This window comes from Spirochaetota bacterium (assembly GCA_004297825.1).
Lineage (GTDB): Bacteria > Spirochaetota > UBA4802 > UBA4802 > UBA5368 > FW300-bin19.
On sequence record SCSX01000074.1, the window covers coordinates 43317 to 63871 of the forward strand.

17 protein-coding genes are annotated in these 20555 nt (G+C 59.5%); 13 read left to right on the forward strand and 4 right to left on the reverse strand.

Annotated elements, in window-relative coordinates; all coding sequences use genetic code 11:
• The first annotated feature begins 100 nt into the window (after positions 1–100).
• The 9 genes from EPN93_16225 (at position 101) to EPN93_16265 (ending at position 12469) form a co-directional block, all read left to right on the forward strand.
• Complete coding sequence (locus EPN93_16225; protein ID TAL32362.1) at positions 101–901, forward strand: enoyl-CoA hydratase/isomerase family protein; 801 nt, start codon at positions 101–103, stop codon at positions 899–901.
• Between the two features lie 88 nt (positions 902–989).
• Positions 990–2849 carry an acyl-CoA dehydrogenase gene (locus EPN93_16230; GenBank protein ID TAL32363.1) on the forward strand — a complete coding sequence of 620 codons (1860 nt, stop codon included), beginning with the start codon at positions 990–992 and terminating at the stop codon, positions 2847–2849.
• 4 nt (positions 2850–2853) lie between these two features.
• Positions 2854–3729 carry a patatin family protein gene (locus tag EPN93_16235; GenBank protein ID TAL32364.1) on the forward strand — a complete coding sequence of 292 codons (876 nt, stop codon included), beginning with the start codon at positions 2854–2856 and terminating at the stop codon, positions 3727–3729.
• Entirely contained in the window at positions 3726–5192 is a 1467-nt protein-coding gene (locus EPN93_16240; protein TAL32365.1) for a 4-hydroxybutyryl-CoA dehydratase, read from the forward strand. The genes EPN93_16235 and EPN93_16240 overlap by 4 nt, the downstream gene beginning before the upstream one ends.
• Before the next feature lie 59 nt (positions 5193–5251).
• Positions 5252–6130: a 3-hydroxyacyl-CoA dehydrogenase family protein gene (locus EPN93_16245; GenBank protein TAL32366.1), complete on the forward strand. Its 879-nt coding sequence runs from the start codon at positions 5252–5254 to the stop codon at positions 6128–6130.
• 39 nt (positions 6131–6169) lie between these two features.
• Positions 6170–7339 carry a hydroxymethylglutaryl-CoA reductase gene (locus EPN93_16250; protein ID TAL32367.1) on the forward strand — a complete coding sequence of 390 codons (1170 nt, stop codon included), beginning with the start codon at positions 6170–6172 and terminating at the stop codon, positions 7337–7339.
• A gap of 139 nt (positions 7340–7478) precedes the next feature.
• Positions 7479–9158, forward strand: a complete 1680-nt coding sequence (locus tag EPN93_16255) for a long-chain fatty acid--CoA ligase (protein TAL32368.1) — start codon at positions 7479–7481, stop codon at positions 9156–9158.
• A gap of 279 nt (positions 9159–9437) precedes the next feature.
• Positions 9438–11447 (forward strand): diguanylate cyclase, encoded by a 2010-nt coding sequence (locus EPN93_16260; protein ID TAL32369.1) that lies wholly within the window; start codon positions 9438–9440, stop codon positions 11445–11447.
• Positions 11448–11566: 119 nt separating this feature from the next.
• Entirely contained in the window at positions 11567–12469 is a 903-nt protein-coding gene (locus EPN93_16265) for a DMT family transporter (protein TAL32370.1), read from the forward strand.
• Here the strand turns inward: EPN93_16265 and EPN93_16270 are convergent.
• A complete protein-coding gene (locus EPN93_16270) occupies positions 12451–12927 on the reverse strand; it encodes a cyclic nucleotide-binding domain-containing protein (protein ID TAL32371.1) in 477 nt (158 codons plus the stop codon). The two genes, EPN93_16265 and EPN93_16270, sit on opposite strands and share 19 nt — an antisense overlap.
• A 645-nt stretch (positions 12928–13572) precedes the next feature.
• On the opposite strand from EPN93_16270, the gene EPN93_16275 reads away from it, so the two are divergent.
• Entirely contained in the window at positions 13573–14658 is a 1086-nt protein-coding gene (locus EPN93_16275; GenBank protein ID TAL32372.1) for a DUF4185 domain-containing protein, read from the forward strand.
• Positions 14659–14686: 28 nt separating this feature from the next.
• On the opposite strand, the gene EPN93_16280 is transcribed toward EPN93_16275, so the two are convergent.
• Positions 14687–15229 carry a hypothetical protein gene (locus tag EPN93_16280; GenBank protein ID TAL32373.1) on the reverse strand — a complete coding sequence of 181 codons (543 nt, stop codon included), beginning with the start codon at positions 15227–15229 and terminating at the stop codon, positions 14687–14689.
• Positions 15230–15492: 263 nt separating this feature from the next.
• Between EPN93_16280 and EPN93_16285 the strand changes: the two genes are divergently transcribed.
• Together EPN93_16285 and EPN93_16290 are read left to right on the forward strand one after the other, a co-directional pair.
• Positions 15493–16896: a polysaccharide biosynthesis protein gene (locus EPN93_16285; GenBank protein TAL32374.1), complete on the forward strand. Its 1404-nt coding sequence runs from the start codon at positions 15493–15495 to the stop codon at positions 16894–16896.
• A gap of 1 nt (position 16897) precedes the next feature.
• Positions 16898–18100, forward strand: coding sequence for a DegT/DnrJ/EryC1/StrS family aminotransferase (locus EPN93_16290; GenBank protein ID TAL32386.1), 1203 nt, complete (start codon positions 16898–16900; stop codon positions 18098–18100).
• 11 nt (positions 18101–18111) lie between these two features.
• On the opposite strand, the gene EPN93_16295 is transcribed toward EPN93_16290, so the two are convergent.
• Positions 18112–18945: an SDR family oxidoreductase gene (locus tag EPN93_16295; GenBank protein TAL32375.1), complete on the reverse strand. Its 834-nt coding sequence runs from the start codon at positions 18943–18945 to the stop codon at positions 18112–18114.
• A gap of 274 nt (positions 18946–19219) precedes the next feature.
• Here EPN93_16295 and EPN93_16300 point away from each other — a divergent pair, with 274 nt between their 5' ends.
• Positions 19220–19840 carry a hypothetical protein gene (locus EPN93_16300; GenBank protein ID TAL32376.1) on the forward strand — a complete coding sequence of 207 codons (621 nt, stop codon included), beginning with the start codon at positions 19220–19222 and terminating at the stop codon, positions 19838–19840.
• A 20-nt stretch (positions 19841–19860) separates the two neighbouring features.
• On the opposite strand, the gene EPN93_16305 is transcribed toward EPN93_16300, so the two are convergent.
• The gene (locus EPN93_16305; protein ID TAL32377.1) at positions 19861–20061 is read right to left on the reverse strand and encodes a cold shock domain-containing protein; all 201 of its coding nucleotides are present in this window, start codon (positions 20059–20061) and stop codon (positions 19861–19863) included.
• Between the last annotated feature and the right edge of the window lie 494 nt (positions 20062–20555).

A 20555-nucleotide genomic window follows, 5' to 3' on the forward strand; every position in this document is an offset into this window, starting at 1 on the left:
TTCCATGCGCTTAAATGAGCCGGATTAATATTTATGCGAGATATTTTTTTTGATTGTAATGGTTAATGGTCATTCATTAATATGTCCCCGGTAAGGCCGGATGAACCGAATCCAGCGGGAGGACCGAAATTTGAATTTCCAATTAAGCACGCTTACGATCGAAAACGGACTTGCGCATTTCATGCTGAACCGCCCCAAGGTGCTGAACGCGCTCAACCTCGCACTCGTCGGGGAGCTGCGCGAGGCGCTCGATCTTGTCAGGAAATCGGCGGAGGCGCGCGTGGTCATAATCTCGGGAAGCGCCGGCAATTTCGCGGCGGGCGCCGACATCACCGGGATGGTTGACCAGTCCCCGATCGAGGCCGGCGATATGACCTTCAACGCGGTATTCAATGCAATAGAGGATTTCCCCCTTCCGGTCATAGCGGCGATCGCGGGGTACGCGCTGGGCGGGGGACTGGAGTTGGCGATGGCGTGCGACATGCGTATCTGCGGCCGGGACGCGAAATTGGGGCTGCCGGAGATCAAGCTGGGGATTTTTCCGGGGGCGGGCGGTACGCAGCGCCTTCCACGGCTGGTCGGGGCCGGGCGGGCGAAGGAAATGATCTTCCTGGGGGAATTTATCGACGCCCAGACGGCGCTTGCGTACGGTCTCTGCAATCGCGTGGCGGACGGGGACCCGGTCGAGGAGGCGGTTCGTATCGCGAAAAAACTGATCGAGCGATCGCCGGTCGCGCTCAGGTACGCCAAGGGGGTCGTCAATTACGGGAGCGCGCTGGACCTGCGCGCCGGGATCGCGCACGAAGAAAAGGTGTGGGCCGGGCTTTTTTCCACACAGGACCAGAAGGAAGGCATGAAGGCGTTCATCGAAAAACGAAAACCGAATTTCACGGGCAGGTAGGGGTGCGGCATTGAACGACGTGGTGATCGTGGCGAGGGAATGGGCACCGCCGCGGTGCTGGAAATAAATTAACCGTGGAGAGAGCGACATGGCACGCAATGTACTGGTGGATTCAAGGGACACGCGCTTCGTATTGTTCGAGATGCTGGGCGCAGAGGGACTCGCGGCGTATGAAAAATATGCATGCCTGGACAGGGACGCCTTCGAGGCGACGCTCGACCTGGCCGAATTGATCGCCGTGGAACGGGTATACCCCGCGAACGCGCTCGCGGATAAAAACGGGGCGCGCTACGACGCGGCGACGAAACAGGTGTCCGTGCCGGAATCCTTCCATGACGCGATGAAGTATTTCAACGAGTCCGGGTTCACCGGGCTCGCCGCCGATCCCGAATGGGGCGGCATGGGCATGCCCGAGGCGATAAGCCGCGCGGTCATGGAATACTTTTTCGGCGCGAGCATTTCCTTCACGATGTACGTGTCGCTCTCGGTGGGGGCGGCGAATCTCGTGAAAAATTTCGCGCCCGAAAACATGAAGAAGCTCTACCTCGAAAAGATGGTGTCCGGGCGCTGGGGCGGGACCATGTGCCTCACCGAGCCCGACGCGGGCAGCGACGTGGGGGCGCTCAAGACGAAGGCGGTACGGATGGCGGACGGAAGCTATCGCATAACGGGACAGAAGATATTCATCTCTTCCGGCGAGAACGACCTGTATGAAAACATCGTCCACCCGGTGCTGGCGCGGATAGAGGGCGATCCGGTCGGGACGAAGGGTATTTCCATATTTCTGGTTCCCAAGTTTTTCGCGAACGAGGACGGGTCTATCGGCGCGCGCAACGACGTGGCGTGTTCGGGGATAGAGCACAAGATGGGGATCAAGGGATCGGCGACGTGCACGCTCTCGTTTGGCGATAACGGCGCCTGTACGGGCTACCTGATGGGCGGGGAGCGCCAGGGCATGAAGATCATGTTCCAGATGATGAACGAAGCGCGCCTGGACGTCGCGCTCCAGGGTCTCGCGGTCTCGAGTGCGGCGTACATGCACGCGGTGGGTTACGCGCGCACCAGGGTGCAGGGTGCGGACCCCCTCCGGAAGGGAGGCGTATCGGCCCCCATCGTGTGTCATCCCGATGTGCGGCGCATGCTGCTCTGGATGAAATCGCACGTCGAGGCGATGCGGGCGCTCACGCTGCTCACCGCGTATTCTTCCGACGTCGCGCACGCGGAGACGGGCGAGAGGGCGCGCGAGGCGAGGGCGCTCCTGGATTTCCTGATCCCCGTGTGCAAGGCGGGGAACACCGATCTCGCGTGGCTCGTGACCGCGGAGGCGATCCAGGTCTACGGCGGCTACGGCTATTGCACCGATTACCCGGTGGAGCAGCTCGCGCGCGATTCGAAGATCCTTTCGATCTACGAGGGGACAAACGGCATCCAGTCCCTGGACCTCACGATGCGCAAGCTCCTCATGGACCCCGGCATGTATAACTATTCCGTTTTCCGGAAGCGTGTCGCCGAAACGATCGCGCGGGCGAAGGATACGGAAGGGGGCCGATACGCGGGGTCGGTCGAAAAGGCGCTGGAGCGCCTGGACGCGGCGATAGGCGTGCTCGCCGGGTACCGCGATGCGGGAAACATGGCGGCGGTCCTCGCCGCGGCCACGCCCATGCTGCAGGCGGTCAGGATGCTCAGCCACGCGTGGATGCACCTATGGTCCCTTTCACTGTGCGCGCCCAGGCTCAGGGAGCTGTCGGGAGGCCTTGAAGGCGAAAAGCTCGCGGCGTTCGCCGCCGATAACGCCGAGGCCGCGTATTATTACGGGAAGGTGCTCTCGGCACGCTTCTTCCTGGAGACCGAGCTCCATAAATACTTCGGGCTCATGGACGCGGTGACCTCGGGGGAGAGCGCCGTCGCGGAATCGTTCGCGGACATCTTCACGGGGGCGCCGGAGTGACGGCATGAAGAAACGCGCGGGGAAATGGGCGCTCGTCGTCGAGGGCGGCGGGATGCGCGGGGTGTTCGCCGCGGGCGTCCTGAACGCGTTCGGGAAGGCGGGCTTCGATCCCTTCGACCTGTATATCGGCGTGTCGGCCGGGGCGTGCAACCTTGCCTCGCACCTCGCGGGGCAGAACGACAGGAACTTCGACATCATCGAGCGCTATTCCTCAACAAAGCGCTTCATAAATCTCTTGAGGTTCGTGCGCGGCGGGCATCTAATGGACCTGGACTGGCTCTGGGACGTGACCATTCTGGAGTACCGGCTCGATCTTAAAAGGCTTTTCGGAACGCTGCACGCGCGGGAAAAGGAGTTCCTCGTCGCGGTCACATCGATGGATCGCGGTGAGGCCCTGTACCTGCGGCCGGACGAAACCACGCTGGAGCACGCGCTCAAGGTTTCGAGCGCCCTCCCGCTCCTGTACCGGGGAAACCTATTCGCGGACACGGAGCGCGCGGCCGACGGCGGTGTTGCCGATTCGATACCGGTACGGGAGGCGTACCGTCGCGGGGCGGGGAGGATCACCGTGATACGGACCCGCGCATCGGATTACCGCATGGCCGCCGGTCGCATGGAAAAATTGGGCTCGATGGCGTTCAGGAAGCACCCCCGCTTCGCGAAGGCGCTGGAAGAGCGCGCGGAGAATTACAACGCATCGGTCCGGTTCATAAACGATCCGCCGGTGGGCATCATTATCGACGAGATCGCGCCTTTGCCGGGAGAGGGACCGGGCCGAGCGACGCGGGACATGCGCGTCCTTCGCCTCGCGTATCTGCGGGGAGTCGAGAGGGGAAGCGATTTTGTAAAAAATTACCACGCGGGGGAAAAAACGCGATGAAGACACCGCAGGAGTATATCGAGAGCCTGAGAAAACTGGACCTGGTCGTGTACATGTTCGGGAAGAGGGTTGAGAACGTGGTGGACGATCCCATTATACGGCCGTCGCTCAACGCCGTGGCGCTCACCTACGCGCTCGCGCGCAACCCGAAGTACGAGGACATCATGACCGCGACCTCGCACCTCACCGGGAAGAAGATTAACCGTTTCACGCACATACACCGGAGCGTGGATGACCTGGTCAGGAAGAGCAAGATGGGAAGGCTCATGGGCGCGCAGACCGGCTGCTGCTTCCAGCGTTGCGTGGGCATGGACGCGATGAACGCGCTCTCCATGACCACCTTCGATATCGACGCGAAATACGGCACGAACTACAACACGCGCTTCCTGGATTTCCTGCGCTACGTCCAGGACGAGGACCTCGTCTGCGACGGCGCGATGACCGACCCCAAGGGCGACCGCTCCCTGCCGCCGCACAAGCAGGCGGACCCGGACCTCTTTCTCCGCGTGGTCGAGGAGCGGAAGGACGGGATCGTCGTCAAGGGCGCGAAGGCGCACCAGACCGGGGCTGTGAACTCGCACGAGGTGATCGTGATGCCCACGATTGCGATGCGCGAGGAGGACCGCGACTACGCGATCGCCTTCGCCGTGCCCAGCGACACGAAGGGCATCACCTACATCATGGGGCGCCAGTCCTGCGACACGCGCAAGCTCGAAGCCGGGAAGATCGACCGCGGGAACGCCGGGTTCGGCGGGCACGAGGCGCTCATCGTGTTCGACGACGTGTTCGTGCCCTGGGAGCGCGTGTTCATGTACAGGGAGCACGATTTCTCCGGCCAGCTCGTCGAGCAGTTCGCGTCGTACCATCGCCAGAGCTACGCCTGCAAGGTGGGCGTGGGCGACGTGCTCATAGGCGCGACCCAGACAGCGGCCGAGTACAACGGCGCGCACAAGGCGTCGCACGTGAAAGACAAGATCATCGAGATGAACCAATTGAATGAGACGCTCTACTGCGGCTGCATCGCGTGCGCTTCGGAGGGGCACTGCGAGCCGTCGGGCACGTACTACGTGAACACGCTCCTCGCGAACGTCCACAAGCAGAACATAACGCGCTTCCCCTACGAGATCGCGCGCCTCGCGCAGGATATCGCCGGCGGCCTCATGGTCACCTGTCCCTCGGAGGACGACCTCGAATCGCCCGAGGTGGGCCGCTGGGTGAAAAAATATTTCCAGGCGGCGCCGGGCGTTCCCACCGAGCACCGCATCCGGATCCTCAGGCTTCTGGAAAACATCACGATGGGGAGCGCCGCCGTCGGGTATCTCACGGAGTCTATGCACGGCGCGGGCTCGCCGCAGGCGCAGCGCATCATGATCGCGCGGCTTGTCAACATGAAGGAAAAGCAGAAACTCTCGAAGCGTCTCGCGGGCATCGTCGAGGACGGGGACATGGACGGAAAGGAATAGGGGCGGGGGGCCGATAGCCAAACCTGCCGGAAAATTTACTACGGGGTAGGGAAGACGCAATGGACATCAAGGACATCAAAAGCATCGCGGTGATTGGCGCCGGGAACATGGGGCACCAGATCGCCACACTGTGCGCCCTGAACGGTTTCAGGACGACGTGCACCGACACGAGCGCCGATGCGCTCGCGAAGGCGGAATCGTTTTTCGACACGTACCTTGCCGGACGGGTGCAGAAGGGCAAGCTCACGGAGTCACAGGCCGCGAAGGCGCGCGGAAACGCCCGGTTCACCCGGGAATTGCCCCAGGCCGTTAAGGACGCCGACTACGTGATCGAGGCCGCGGTGGAGACGCTCGCCATTAAAAGAAAAATCTTCGCCGATATCGACACGCATGCGCCGGCCCACGCCATTCTCGCGACGAACAGCTCGCGCATAGTGAGCTCGCGTATCGCGGACGCGACGGGGCGTCCCTCGAAGGTATGCAACCTGCATTTTTTCAATCCCGCGCTCGTGATGAAACTCGTGGAGGTGGTGCGCGGGCCGCACTGCGCGCCGGACACGGTGGATGTCTCGTTCGAGCTGTGCAAAAAGCTCGGGAAGATTCCGGTGCTTCTCGAAAAGGAAGTGGACGGCTTTCTCCTCAACCGGATGCTGGGCGCCCTCCTGAAAGAAGCCCTGTGGCTCAATGACATGGGCATCGCCTCGCCCGAAGACATCGACAAGGCGTGCGTGCACGGCGCCGGGTATCCCATGGGACCGTTCAGGCTCATGGACCTCACCGGAATCGACCTCGAGTACTTTATCCGTATGGAGGCATTCAAGAATACAGGGGACAGGGCCGAGCTTCCCTCTCCCGGCGTGGTGAAGCGCTACCTTCAGGGCGATCACGGCGAGAAGACGGGCAGGGGCTGGTACGAATACGCGCAGGATAAGAAATGAAAGGGTTGGCGAGTAATTATTTTTTGGAGGAAAAGATTAATGAACGACCATATACCACGATCTAAAGATGACGATTACGCGGCGCCCATCATACGCGCGCGCCAGGAATTCGTGAAGGAAAAGACCGGCGCGGCGTTCAAGCACGTGGACAAGTACTCGATCGACCCGGGGACGCTCCGCGGCAATGTCGAGAGCTTCCTGGGAACGGCCCAGGTTCCCCTGGGCCTCGCGGGGCCTCTCCTCGTGGACGGCGAATACGCGCAGGGCGAGTTCTACGTGCCCATGGCCACCACAGAGGGGACCCTCGTGGCGAGCTACAACCGCGGGATGAAGCTGGCACACGCCTGCGGCGGGGTACGGACCACGATCGTCGATGACGCCATGAACAGGGCACCGGTATTCATGTTCGACGACGCGCGTGAAGCGAAGAAGTTCAACGCGTGGCTGGATGAGAACTATGAGGCGATCAAGCGCGAGGCGGAGAAGACCACCTCCGTCGGGAAGCTGAAGGGACTGGAGCGCTACGCTGTGGGCAAGCTCTTCTTCGTGAGGTTCAACTTCACCACGGGCGACGCCGCGGGACAGAACATGGTGGGGAAGGCGACATTCGCGGCATGCGAATGGATCAGGGCTTCGTACCCGGCCGTCCGGCATTACAATCTTTCGGGCAATATCGACACCGACAAGAAGACATCGTTCATCAACACCCTGAACACGCGCGGGAAGCGCGTCATCGCCGAGATAAACCTGCGCGCGGACCTCATCTCCGGGCTTGCGAAATTCCCGGCGGGCGAGCTTCTCCGGCAGCGCAACATCACCAACACCGGCGCCATCCTCGCGGGCTCGAACAACAACGGCATGCACTCCGCGAACGGGATCACGGCCGTGTTCATCGCGACCGGGCAGGACGCGGCAAACGTCGCGGAATCCTCGGCGGCGCTCGTGTACTCCGACCAGGCGCCGGGCGACAGCAGTTATTACTTTTCGATAACCATACCCTCCCTCATCGTCGGGACGTACGGGGGCGGGACGGGGCTGGCCACCCAGCGGGAGTGCCTGGAGATGCTGGGGTGCTACGGCGCCGGAAAGGTAAACAAGTTCGCGGAGATCGTTGCCGCGACGGTGCTCTGCGGCGAGCTCTCGTTGCTTTCAGCGGTACTGGCGGGAGACTGGGTGTCGAGCCACGAGAAGATGGGTCGCAACAGGTAGGAGGCGAATCGGCGCCCGAAAATGCCGGAAGGGGGCGATGCACGGCACGCTCCCTTCCGGGGATCGGCGGCATGACGCTGCCGCGCCTGGATTTTACACTATGCACAGTTGGTTCCATGAAATAAACAGGAGGAAAACGATGACCAAGAGAGCACTGTATTCCGAAAAACCCTGGCTGGCTCATTATGACAAGGGCGTTCCGGCCGCTGTCAACTACCGGGACGAGACCCTGGTGGATTTTCTCGATTACGCGGCCAAAAACTTCACCGACAGGGACGCGTTCATCTCCCAGGGATACGCGATGACGTTCGGCGCGCTCAGGGACGCGGCGTACCGCTTCGCCGCGTGCCTCGCGGATTTCGGCGTGAAGAAGGGCGACAGCGTCGCGCTCCACCTGCCCAATCTCATCCAGACGGTGGCGGCCTATTATGGCATCCTGAAAATCGGGGCGCGCGCGGTCATGAACAACCCGCTCTATTCCGCGGGCGAGCTCGAGTACCAGTTCAACGATTCCGAGTCGAAGGTGCTCGTGACGCTCGATCTCTTCGCGAACGGCATGATCGACCTGCGACCGAAGACCGGGATCAGGCAGATCGTATATGTTTCCCTGAAGGATTATCTGCCCCCCGACGCCGATCCCTCGAAGGTCTTCGCGGCCGACCCGAAGGAGGCGGAAAACTTGTACCGGTGGACGGATATCATGAAGAAATATTCACCGACGCCGCCGACCGTTCCGATCTCGATGGACGACATCGCCATGCTCCAGTACACCGGCGGCACCACGGGCGTGTCGAAGGCGGCCGTGCTTACGCACGCGAACCTCTCGAAACAGATACAGCAGATCGACGCATGGGATACCTCTATCGAACGCGGCGCGGTGTGCAAGATAACCGGGTTCCTGCCGTTCTTCCACGTGTACGGGCTCTCCACCGTGATGAACCTCACGGTGTATTACGGATTTACCTGCTGCCTGTCCGGGCGTCCCACGCCTGAGGTCATCTACGATATTTTAAAAAAGTACAGGCCGGAGATAGTCGCGATGGTACCCACCATGTTTATCGGGCTGCTCCAGCACCCGGAATTCGACGCGCTCGATCTGTCGTTCGTGAAGAGGATCGTGTCCGGCAGCGCGCCGCTCCCGGTGGAGGTCTTCAACGAGTTCGCAAACCGTTCCGGGGCGAAAATTTCAGAGGGATTCGGCATGACGGAAGCCTCGCCCGTGACCCACGCGAACCCGTTCGATGGAATACAGAAAACGGGCAGCATAGGCCTGCCGTACCCGGACACCGAGTGCCGCATCGTGGACCTCGATACCGGCGAGAAGGAGGTTCCCGCGGGCGAGCCCGGTGAGCTTATCATTCGCGGACCGCAGGTTATGCAGGGCTACTGGAAGAAGCCGGAAGAGACGAAGAACACAATCCGGAACGGATGGCTCTTTACCGGCGATATCGCGACAATGGACGACGAGGGGTATTTTTATATCGTTGACCGCAAGAAGGATATGATACTCTCGGGCGGCTATAATGTGTACCCGCGGGATATCGACGAAGTCCTCTTCGCCCATCCCAAGGTGATGGAGGCCTGCTCGATCGGCGTGCCGCATCCCTCGCGGGGAGAGCAGATCAAGGCCTTCGTCGTGCTCAAGGAGGGGGAATCGGCCACGGAGAAAGAGATCGTCGACTACTGCGCGACGAAGCTGGCCACGTACAAGCTCCCCACGCACGTCGAGTTCAGGAAGGAGCTCCCCAAGAGCACGGTGGGCAAGATCCTCCGGAAGGAGCTGCGCGCCGAGGAACTCAGGAAGGGGCACACCGCATAGCGTCGCGACGCATGCCCGGGCGTATGGTCTCCGGGCGTGCGTCATTATATCGATATTCCCGCATGAGCTTCATATTTCACGGGTACCCTCCCTTATTTCCGCATGATGGAATCAATTCCTGTTTTCAACTTCTTGGATAATAGTGCATCGCCGGGAGGGAATCGATAATCGCAATGGCCGAAATAATCGGGAACCCGGCATATTAGAGTTGAAAAATAAGCCTTACGTCGTACACCATGAACTTGGAAGGAAAAGTCACACTATACGGAAGAACGCATCATGCCAGCTTTGATGGAACAGGACCATACTAAAATAATCGACATCTTTAAGAAAACGGCGATCTTCTCGGGCTTGCCGGAGGCGGACCTCGAGATACTTGCAGGCCGCGCCGGTTTCTATGTCTACCGAAAGGGCGAACTGGTTTTTGAAAAAGGGAGCAAAAGCCGGAACCTGTTTATAATCTCAAGGGGCGAGGTCGCCATCACCAGCAGCTTCGACACGACCTCGCGCGAGAATGACCGCGGCACGGGCCAGGCCATAGCCCGGTTTATCGCCGGTGAGATATTCGGCGAGTTCGAGTTTTTCGAAGAGGACACCCGCACCGCCTTCGCCCTGGCGGCGGAGGAGAGCACCCTTCTCGCGTTCCCGCGCGACGGCGAGGACCTGGACCACCTGTTCGACGAGTACGCGCACATCTTCGCGAAGGTCTACCACCGGCTCATCTCCGTGAACGCCGGGCGGCAGCGCCTCACGCACAAGCTCATAAGCGAAAAGACCGGGTGGATGGAGGAGCTCAAGAAGCAGATGTTCTTCGACAAGCTCACCGGGGTGTACAACCGCACGTACCTGGAGGACGAGCTCGCGAAGAACTTCTCGTTCCTGGGGGCCGCCTTCAGCCTGCTTGTCATCAAGCCCGACAATTTCAAGCTCATCAACGATACCTTTGGCCACGAGGCGGGCGACAGCGCGCTCCAGGCTATCTCCTCGAAGCTGCAGAGCCTGCTGCGCGAGCAGGATTTCGCCGTACGGTATCGCGGCAACGAGTTCATCGTCGTGTTCCCGTCAACGCCCATAGACGAGGCCGCCGCCCTGGCCGCCAGATACCTTGAAGAGATGAACCGGTACGATATCGGCCTCGCGATGAAGCGCGACAGCCTCTTCCAGAGCTTCAGCATCGGTGTCGCCGCCTACCCTGAGCACGAGAAGAGCATACTCGACCTGATCGAGAAGGCCTTCACCAAGGTGTTCGAGCAGCGCGAGGCGGGGGGAAACGGAGTGCGCGTCGCCAGCGCCGGCGAGGACGAGCTCAACAATTTCCTGCGGACGGTGGGGATACTCTCGAGCCTCAAGATGTCCGAGCTCCACCAGTTCGCGCAATACCTGGACCTTGTCCGCTACCAGAACGGGAACGTCATCTTCCGGGAAAAGGAAGACGGCAACGAGCTTTTCATCATTAAGGAAGGAAGCACCTCGGTGCGCATCCGGGTCCAGGACGGGAGCGAAAAGGAGATCGCGGTGCTTAAGGCCGGGGAGTTTTTCGGCGAGATGGCGATCTTCGAGAACGCCCCGCGCTCCGCGACCTGTCTCGCCGCCGAGGACTGCGAGATTTTGCGCCTGCACAAGGACAATTTTTTCAGCCTCATGAAATCGTCCCCCCATACCGCGATCAACGTGATGAAGAACATGCTGAACAAGACCACGGACCGCCTCAACGCGAGCGGCCAGTTCATCATGCAGATGGTCAAATGGGGCGAGGACGCGTCGCTGCGCGCGGTGACCGATAAGCTCACGGGCGTATTCAACCGCCGCTACCTCGAGAGCGAGCTCGAGAACAGGTTCAACGCTGCCCGCCGGGACAACAAGGCGCTTTCCCTGGTTATGGCCGATATGGACTCCTTCCGCGAGGTAAACGAAGGTTACAGCCACGAAGTGGGGGACCGCTACATTGTGGAGGTCGCAAAGGTCTTCAGGCAGGCGTTCCGCGAAACCGATATCGTGGCGCGCTACGGCGGCGACGAGTTCACGATCCTCCTCCCCGACACCGACCTCCCGACCGCGATGGCGGTGAACGAGGAGGTCCGGAAGGCCGTCGAAAAGCTCGACTTTCTGAAAGACATCGAGGGACCCGACTTGCGCCTGTCCGTAAGCCTTGGGGTTGCGTGTTACCCGTCCACCTCGTCCACCAGCAAGGAGCTTACCGAGCAAGCCGACAAAGCGCTCTATGAGGCAAAGCACAAGGGCAAGAACAGGGTAGAGCACGCGCCCCTGGTCGAGAAAACCGGATCGTGAATTAAACTGGCGCTCCCGCCTGACCGCGCGCGCCCTTCCTGAACGCGCATCATGGCTCTTTTTGTCCAGCCCGCATTTTTCTCTTGCCTTAAAATCTATCAGACCCATCTCTTCCCTTCATGGAAGCCTACCGGGGAACGATACTTCTTCTCATCGCCGAGCTTTGTCTCACTCTATCCTCGGTATTTGGAAAGTCCGCGACAAACTTATCGCCTGTCTCAGGAACAGAACTGGCATTTTTTCGTTACCTTATTGGGTTTGTAACCGTGTCCGGATATATGTATTATAAAAATGCTTCATTCCGTCCGAATAATACCCGGCTCGTATTATTGAGGGGTGTAACAAACACAGTAGCAGTCTTGCTTTTTTATACCGGGTTCCAGTACGGAACCGTGACGAACGCGAACATGCTGAACCTCACCTATCCCGTGTTCGTGTTCTTTTTTTCGCCGTTCATCAACGGCGAGAAGAGCCGGATGAAAAACCTGCTCTGGATCGGCGCGGCCCTTGCGGGGGTGTACCTGGTGGTGGTGCCGGATTTCCAGGGGATCAATACCGGGGACGTGTTCGCGCTCGCGTCCGGGTTCGTTGCCGGGTTCGGCATCTGTTACCTGCGCGAGGCGCGCAAGTACGACGACAGTGATATCATACTGTTCTACCTCATGGTGCCGGGGATGGTGATCACCTTCCTGATCATGCTCCCCTCGTTCATCATGCCGGAAGGGATGGCGCTCGTGTACGCGATACTCTCCGGAGCCGTGGCGGTAACCGGGCAGATGTTTCTCACCGTGGGATACCGTTACATCGAGGCCGCGACCGGTGCGATCGTCTCGGGGAGCCGTATACTGTTCGCGGGGATAATCGGCGTGACGTTCTTTGCGGACCCGCTTACGTGCAGGATACTGGCGGGGGCCGTGCTCATACTGGCGGCGCTTATAGGCGTGAGTGGATTCCTGGAACGGCGGCGCAGGGGACCGGCAGGCGGAATACGCAACCCCATTCCCTACGATCCGGGGGTGTGAGCGGGCTTTTCGTCCTGCGACTGGCTGCCCATCCGCACGTTCTCCTCAATGCGCTCGCGCAGCCTTTCGGATAGAATAAGCAGGATATTTTTGAATAGCTTTGCCTGGATCGCGGGGTCCAGGGTTCCCAGCTTCGATTCGCTCACGGCAAGCAGGATCACGTCGCCGCTCGCCTCGGCGCTTGCCGAGCGCTTTTCCCCGGAAAGCGCGCCCATCTCCCCGAAACACTCGCCCGACCTGATGATATCAATGGTTTTCCCTTCTTTCTTTACCACGACGGAGCCGTTCACGATAATGTACATCTCGGTGCCGCCCGAATCCTCCTTGAAGATCGTCTCCCCGCCCTTAAACGCCCGGCTGGTGCAGCACCTGAGGAGCTCACGCGTTTCGGCGTCATTGAACGTCTTGAAGAACCTGCTGCTCTCCATGAGAACTTTCAGCGCATTTTCGAGATCCATGACACCCCCGCGGTGGGAGGCCCCGGCAGGGCCCCGGTATTAACCAAACAGTGGAAACGTCCGATATTGTAGCGTAACGAAGCATGAAATTCAGGGAGAGAATTCCGGGCCATGAAGATAAACGATTGCAGGCAGTGCGGATTTTTCGTGGAATCCAGGGCCGATTGCGCCCTCTGTATCCACGGTCATGACATGCAGCACCGCGTGATTTTCGAGGGGAGTGTGCTCTCCTGTCCAAAAGACGTCCGCAAGCGCTGGTGGAGTTAGGGAATCCACGCGGGGTCAGGCGGTCTTGTCTACGTTCTGGCCCTTCTTGAGAGATTCGGCGACGGCTTCCTTTATCACGTCACGCTGTACGTATTTCTCTTCCCTGCTGATCTTGTCCCTGCTGTACTGCGTTGAATTCTCGACGGCGCCCGTATGCAATAGATCCGTCCCGGTGATAGATTTGATGTCCATATATCCCTCCCTTGATATCGCCCGATTAAGTGTAAGGCCGCACGGCTCCCAAACCAAGCAAATTTTTTAAGGCTATGGTTTTTTTTGGGGGCCGATGCGCAAAAAGACCGGTTCCGGCAGCCTTCAGCGGATCGGCGCCGCTAAAGCCGGTTGACAGGCGAAACCGTGACCGATAATAATACCTCTATGAAGAAGGGCTTCATCGTACCCGCGCTCCTCGGGCTCTGCATCTGGCTCGTCCCCGCCTGCGGCCCCCGCGCCGAGATGATGGGACCTTTCGGCGAGTCGCGCCGCGCGCTCGTTCTGGGTCAGGACGGGGTAACGTCCATCCCCTTCAATAATTACATCACCATGTGGACCTTTGGCGATACGCTTTTAGGCGACTGGAAGGGCTCGGTATCCTCCGCGGCGACCTTTTCCGAGCGCGCAAACGTCCGTTCCATGATATCGAACTCGCTCGCCTTCACCCCCGCGCCCACCCCCGAGACGATCGCCGCGCTCCCGTTCACCTTCTACACCGATCGCGGGGAGGTGGCCCAGTTTATAAAGCTGCTGCCGCACGAGCGCCCGGAAACCGACCGGCTCTGGGCGGTCGATGGTGTTCGCATGGGTGACAAGGTTTACGTGTATTACCTGGCGATCAGGGTAGGATCCAGCGGGAAGCCGTTCGACTTCTCGATGCGCGCGGTGGGGCTGGCGTGCTGGGTCGTGCCGGAACAATGGCGTATCGGCGACCCCATTTCCTTCGTACGCCTCCCGGACCTGTTCCCGGGCGATTACCCGGCGTTCGGGGTGAGCGTTCTCGAAAAGGACGGCTACCTTTATACCGCTGGGCACTATACGGCGCCGGACCTGTCGAGCCCCGTGAAGATCGCGCGGGTCCGTCCCGAAAATATCGGAAATCCAGGGGCCTACGAGTTCCTGGGCAGGGGGGGCGCCTGGACCGGTGCAGTGCGTGAGGGCGTGCCGCTGCTGGGAGACGTGATGGGCGAGTGCTCGCTCTCCTGGAACGAATCCGCGGGGGAATACGTAATGGTTTACTGCCAGCTGTGGACGGGCAGGATCGTTCTTGTCAGGTTCGCCGACTTCGCGGGCGCCGAAAAGGCGCGCAAGGAGGTGGTCTACGAGCCGCCGCGGCTCACCGTAACGGGCCCGGAGCTCGCGGGATACTATTATTCAGGGAAAGAGGTCTATGCCGCAGGGGCGCAGATATTCGCGATCTTTATCCATCCCCTGGAATACCAGCCCTACCTGTTGAAGATAACGCTGTAGGCCGCGCCTGCGCGCGGTGCCATGCTCTTTAGCGCTTTTTCCCGCCTTTCTGCTTGAGCATGGTGCGGAGTATCTGTTCGCTCATGCAGATATAATCGTAGACCTTTTTGACCGACGGCGTTTCGCGGCTCGCGTCCAGGATGCGGATGGTCATATTGTGCTTGCGCCGGTAATGCTGGATGGCCGCGATGGTGGACTTGAAATGCTTCGCCAGCTCGAAGTCCTTCCTGATGTAGCGCCCCGCTTTGTCTTTTTTATTCAGCGCTATGAATTCCTTGATGGTTTCCTCGTCCCATACCGCCGCCCCGGTGCGCCCGCGCGAGTAATCGTGGTCTATCCTGCGCTGGTAGTTCCGCTCCGGGCTTCCGTTCATCTTCTTTTCCTTCCAGTACGGGTTCCGGTTGCGGGCCCGCTGGATGTCCTCGACCGAGTACCCGGTTTTGTCCATCCAGAGCCTGGCCATGTACGCCTTGCGGCCCGAGGGGAGCTTCGACTTGATGGAGTTTTCTATGTATTGTTCCGGGTTCTTCGACTGTAACAACTTTAATTCCTGCGCGCTGAGCTTTTCCATTGAAGACCTCTCTTTATATTTTTTAGTAAAAACGAAATACCAGAATTGTCAATAAAAAACCCGTTCGCAGCTGCCATTTTTGGTAATGAAGAATCTCCCATAGATTTGCTGAATGCAATTCATCCGCGCGGGCGCCGGGTATCTGAAAGGCCGCGATTCTTTTCTCTGCCGTGCATCTTTTTAGCACATGTGCGAGCCCCAAATGTTCGATTATAGTACTAGGGCGGCCTTATAAATTCAAATAATATTTTCGGTGCGGCATAATGAAGCGACTTCTCATCATCGGGGCGGGCGAAGCGGGCGAAATGGTCGCCAAGGAGATCCTCGATAACGAACGCATTTCCGGGCGCTATGCGCTCGCGGGCTTCCTGGACGACGATCCGGCGAAGAAAAGCCTGCTCGGGCACCCCGTTATCGGCAGGATCGCCGATGCGCCCGCGGTTATCCGGGAGCGCGAGATAGCGGAAGTGATCATAGCCATTCCCTCCGGGAGCAGGGAAACGATCAATCGTATCGTCAACTCATTGGGCGGCGCCCAAGTAGGAATCAAGATCGTTCCCGGGCTTTTCGAGATCATCGAGGGCAGGGTAAGCTTCAGCCAGGTGCGCAGTATCGAGCCGGCCGACCTGCTGGGCCGCGAAGAGGTGGGTTTCGAGCTGGAAAAATTATCGGGCTATTACAGGGACAGCTCGGTGTTCGTCACCGGGGCGGGGGGGTCTATCGGGTCGGAGATATTCGCGCAGCTCCTGGACCTCCCGGTGCGCGAGGCGATCGCGTTTGGACACGGTGAAAACTCGATCCACGGCCTCATTACGCGCGCGGGGGTCGACCCGCGTTTCCGCTACGTGATCGGCGACATACGGGACCAGGTGAAGGTGCGGCGTGAAATGGAGCGATTCAGGCCCGGTTTGGTCTTCCATGCCGCGGCGCACAAGCATCTTCCCCTAATGGAGGAGTACCCCGACGAGGCGGTGAAGAACAACATCCTGGGCACGTTCGCCTGCGCGCTCTCGGCGATCGAAACGGGGGTGCGCCGGTTCATCTTCGTATCCACGGACAAGGCGGTCAATCCCACCTCGGTCATGGGCGCCACCAAGCGCCTGGCGGAGCGGATCGTGATTTCACTCAATGCCGCGCAGTCGGGCACCTCCTTCGCGCTCACGCGCTTTGGCAATGTCCTTGGTTCCCGCGGGAGCGTGGTTCACATCTTTCGGTCGCAGATCGAGCGGGGAGGGCCCCTCACGGTGACCCATCCCGAGATGACGCGGTTTTTCATGTCCATACGCGAGGCGGCCCGGCTTGTGATCAAAGCGGCTTCACTTTCCGGGGGGAGCGTCTTCGTGCTCGAGATGGGGAAACCGGTCAAGATCGCCGATCTTGCGCGCGAGATGATACGCCTTCATGGATTCGACGAGGACGAGATACCCATCGTATTCACGGGGCTTCGTCCCGGTGAAAAGATGTACGAAGAGGTGCTCTCCGACAAGGAGGACCTCGCGAAGACCACGTATGACAAGCTTCTCGTTTCCACCCAGGACGAGCAGCCTCTTGGTTCGCGCGACCTGAGCGAAATGGTGCGGGAATTTGCCAACGCGGCGGAAAGGGGCGACCCGGGCGAGATCCGCCGGCTCCTGAAACGATTTGTACCGGAGTACACCGGTGCCTGAGCTGAAACCGATACCCTTCTCCCCCCCCGACATCACCCAGGCCGAAATCGACGCGGTCGCGGAGGTAATGCGCAGCGGCTGGATCACCACGGGACCCCGCGTCATGGAGTTCGAAAAGAAGATCGCCGAGTATTGCGGCACGCCCGGGGCGGTGTGCCTGAGCTCGGCGACCGCGGGGCTGGAGCTCGTCCTGCGTCTTCTCGACATAGGTCCGGGGGACGAGGTAATCACAACCCCCTGTACCTATGCAGCAACGGCGAACGTGATCCTCCACGTGGGTGCGCGTCCCGTGTTCGTGGATGTCGGCCGGGGAAGCTTTCTTATCGATCCGGATGCGGTCGCCGCGGCGGTCACGAAAAGAACAAAGGCCGTCATTCCCGTCGATTTCGGGGGCTGGCCGGCGGATTACCGGTCCATAGCCCTGGCGCTGGATTCCAGAAGAAAAAAGTACCGCCCGCGGAAGAATTCACTGCAATGCCTGTTCGACAGGCCCGCGGTGATCGCCGACGCGGCGCACTCTATCGGCGCGCGCTGCGGGGGGGGCATGTCGGGCAGTCTCGCGGATTTTTCGGTGTTTTCGTTTCATGCGGTGAAAAATTTGACTACGGCGGAAGGGGGCGCGGTTACGTTCGGGGGCGGTATCGGACCCCATGTCCCTGAAATGTCCCGGCAGCTCAAGCTGTTCTCGCTCCACGGGCAGAGCAAGGACGCGCTGGCAAAGCAGCGGGCGGGAGGCTGGCGCTACTCGATCGAACTTCCGGGGTATAAATGCAACATGACGGATATCCAGGCCGCCATGGGACTGGCGCAGCTTGAACGCTACGAGCGCGAGATACTGCCGGCGCGGCGGGAGATTTTCACGCTGTATAGGTCACTTCTCGGGGAAGATACGCGGCTTTCCCTTCCCCTGGCGAACAAGGGCGAAATTGAAAGCTCGTGTCATCTTTACCCCGTCATCGTAAAGGGTGCGGATGAACAGCGCAGGGACGCCGTCATAGAGCGCATGGCTGCGCAAGGCATCGCGTGCAACGTGCACTTTATCCCCGTCGTCATGCATCCCGCGTACACCCGCCTTGGCTACCGGATGGACGATTATCCGCGCTGCTACGAAATGTTCCGCGCCGAGATAAGCCTCCCGGTGTATTCACGCCTCCTGCGTGAGGATGCGAGAAGGGTCGCGGAGACGCTGCGCGGCTGTCTCTAGCGTTCGCTCGTTCATCGTTTTTCTCTCTCAAGTTCGAAATTTTTCAATATCTTCGCCTTGTTTCGAGAGCCCATCCGCTCGAGCGTGGGCCATACCGCGAGAACCAGGCGGGGCCATACGGTCACGATCCTGGAAAAGAATCCGGTCGACGCGGGAACGTATACTTCCGCTTTGCGCTTAACGATGGCCCGGAGGACCGCGCGCGCGACATCGACGGGCTGCTGGGGCGCACTCAGGAAGGTGAGCGGGGAGCCGCCGTGCGCGGCCTCGTAGCGCAGCATGGGCGTATCGACCGAATCCGGAAAGACGGTCGCGACATGTATTTTATGGCGTTTGAGCTCCAGGTTGAGGGTCAGACCCAGGCCGCGCAGCGCGTATTTTGTGGCCGTGTAAACCGCGCTGTAGGTTTCGGGTACGATTCCGGCCATGGACGATATGGTAACGATGGCCCCGCCCTCCGATTCGCGGATGAAGGGCAGCGTTTCCCTGATCGCGATCATGGCGCCCACGAGGTTGACGCGCACCTGCAGTTCGATATCCGCGATGCGCGCCTCTTCGAATGGGCCGGGCACGATAATCCCCGCGGTATTGATAAGCATGTCGATGCGGCCGAGCTTCCTGCGCACCTTCCGCACCATCCCGGCGACGGCGGCGCTCCTGGTAATATCACACGGAATGATGAAAGGCTTATTTTTCAGATTTGCCGATGCGGCGCGAAGGCCCCGCAGGTTAATATCGGTGAGCGCGACCGTTACGCCCTGATCTTCAAGCAGGCCTGCGATCTCGCGGGCGATACCGCCCGCGCCTCCCGTTATAAGGGCGACCTTACCTTTAAGATAGTTCATGTCGTTTCCTCCGCGTGCGGGTCATGCTGTTGCGCGGCCGCCGGTTTTCCCGGACCGCCGCGCGTAAACCTGGAACAGGATAGGCGCCCGGGGGCTTTTTGTCAAGGTGAGGGGGCGGATATTCTTTCCCGCCGATATCCCGCGCTGTATAAACCGAGGCGCTCAAAAATCTGCGGCTCCAGCGAATCACCCGGGAAAATCATGGTATGCATTTTAGTGGACCTCGCGGCGTTTCCCGCATACCATGGGAAATCCCCAGGGGGTGGTCAGGAGTATGGAGCGGAAGAAAGCGAGGAAGCCGGGAGCGGTACGCTGGAATGTAGTGCCCATCGATCAGGCCCGCGAGGCGGATCGATGGATCGTCGCGCCCGCCCAGGGCAGGAATAAAGGCGCGGGGCGGGTGAAGGGATTCGCCCGTTTCAGGGGGAATTGTTTTTTCGACCGCGGCATACCCGGGGGTTTGTCAATTTTCATCTATCGCGCGGTAAAAAAACTCGGGATTACCGGGACCGCGCTCTTCTTTGCAAGGGGTGTCGTAAAAAAAGCGCACGGCGGCAGGGTGGCGGGAATATCGATACGCGAGCTTCCCTGGGGGACCGGGCTGCTTATCACGATACCCCGAGGGATACGCGGAACGGAGTTCCTCGATCTCCGGCTGGCCGATGCGGAATATAAATTCAGGCGCATCGAGCTTCTCGTCCTGGGGGCCCTCCTGCGCATCGCGCGACCGGCTGATTCTGCCGCGAAGTGCAGCGCCCGGGCGGTCCTTATACTCGCAAGGGGCTGGAAGGCGGCCGATAGCCCTTTACTGCCCCCAGTAAGCCATGTGCACACAAAGCAGGCCCGCCAGCCGGTGAAAAATAAAAAGCCCGGATATCGCTATCCGGGCTTTTGAGGGTTCAATTTAATATACAGTTATATTAAAGATACTTGGACCGCCCTGGGTCCCCTGTCGCTTTTTTCAATAGTGAACTGTACTTCGGCGCCTTCGGGAAGGGTTTTGAAGCCTTCACCTATGATGCTGGAGTGATGGACGAAATAGTCGCGTCCGTCCGTTGCTGAGATGAAACCATACCCTTTCTGATCGTTGAACCACTTTACTTTGCCCTGAGACATGCTGTTTACTCCTGAGGTTTTATGGGAGAGACTCCCTTATGGAAAAGTCAGAAACGCTGTAATGGAGGTTACCCGGGTGAGGCGAGGTACTACCACAAGAAGCTTTATTGAACTTATCCACGCAATGACATAGTAAATATAGCGCATAAATTGTCAATTCAAAAAAATATTACTCACTCATTTAGCACAAAAACATGGTATTTTTGACCGGAACCGGCGTTCTCCGGGTCTTCAGGTGAAGACCCGGCAGTGTATTCTTTCATAGAGGAGCGCCTCCTCCAAGGGTTAGGCTGAAGCGAGGGTTGCTATTTCCTCATGGGCTTTTATAGATCAAGTAATTTAGTAATATCTGAAAAACTTGACAATCGATTTGTGAGGCACTATTTTAATCATGCGTTGGATTAAATGCGTGTTTGTGAAAATGCCGGTTCCAAGATAAATTCGGATACCGATCTGACGGATAAACCGGATGAAACCGGTGTTTTTTTGAAAGG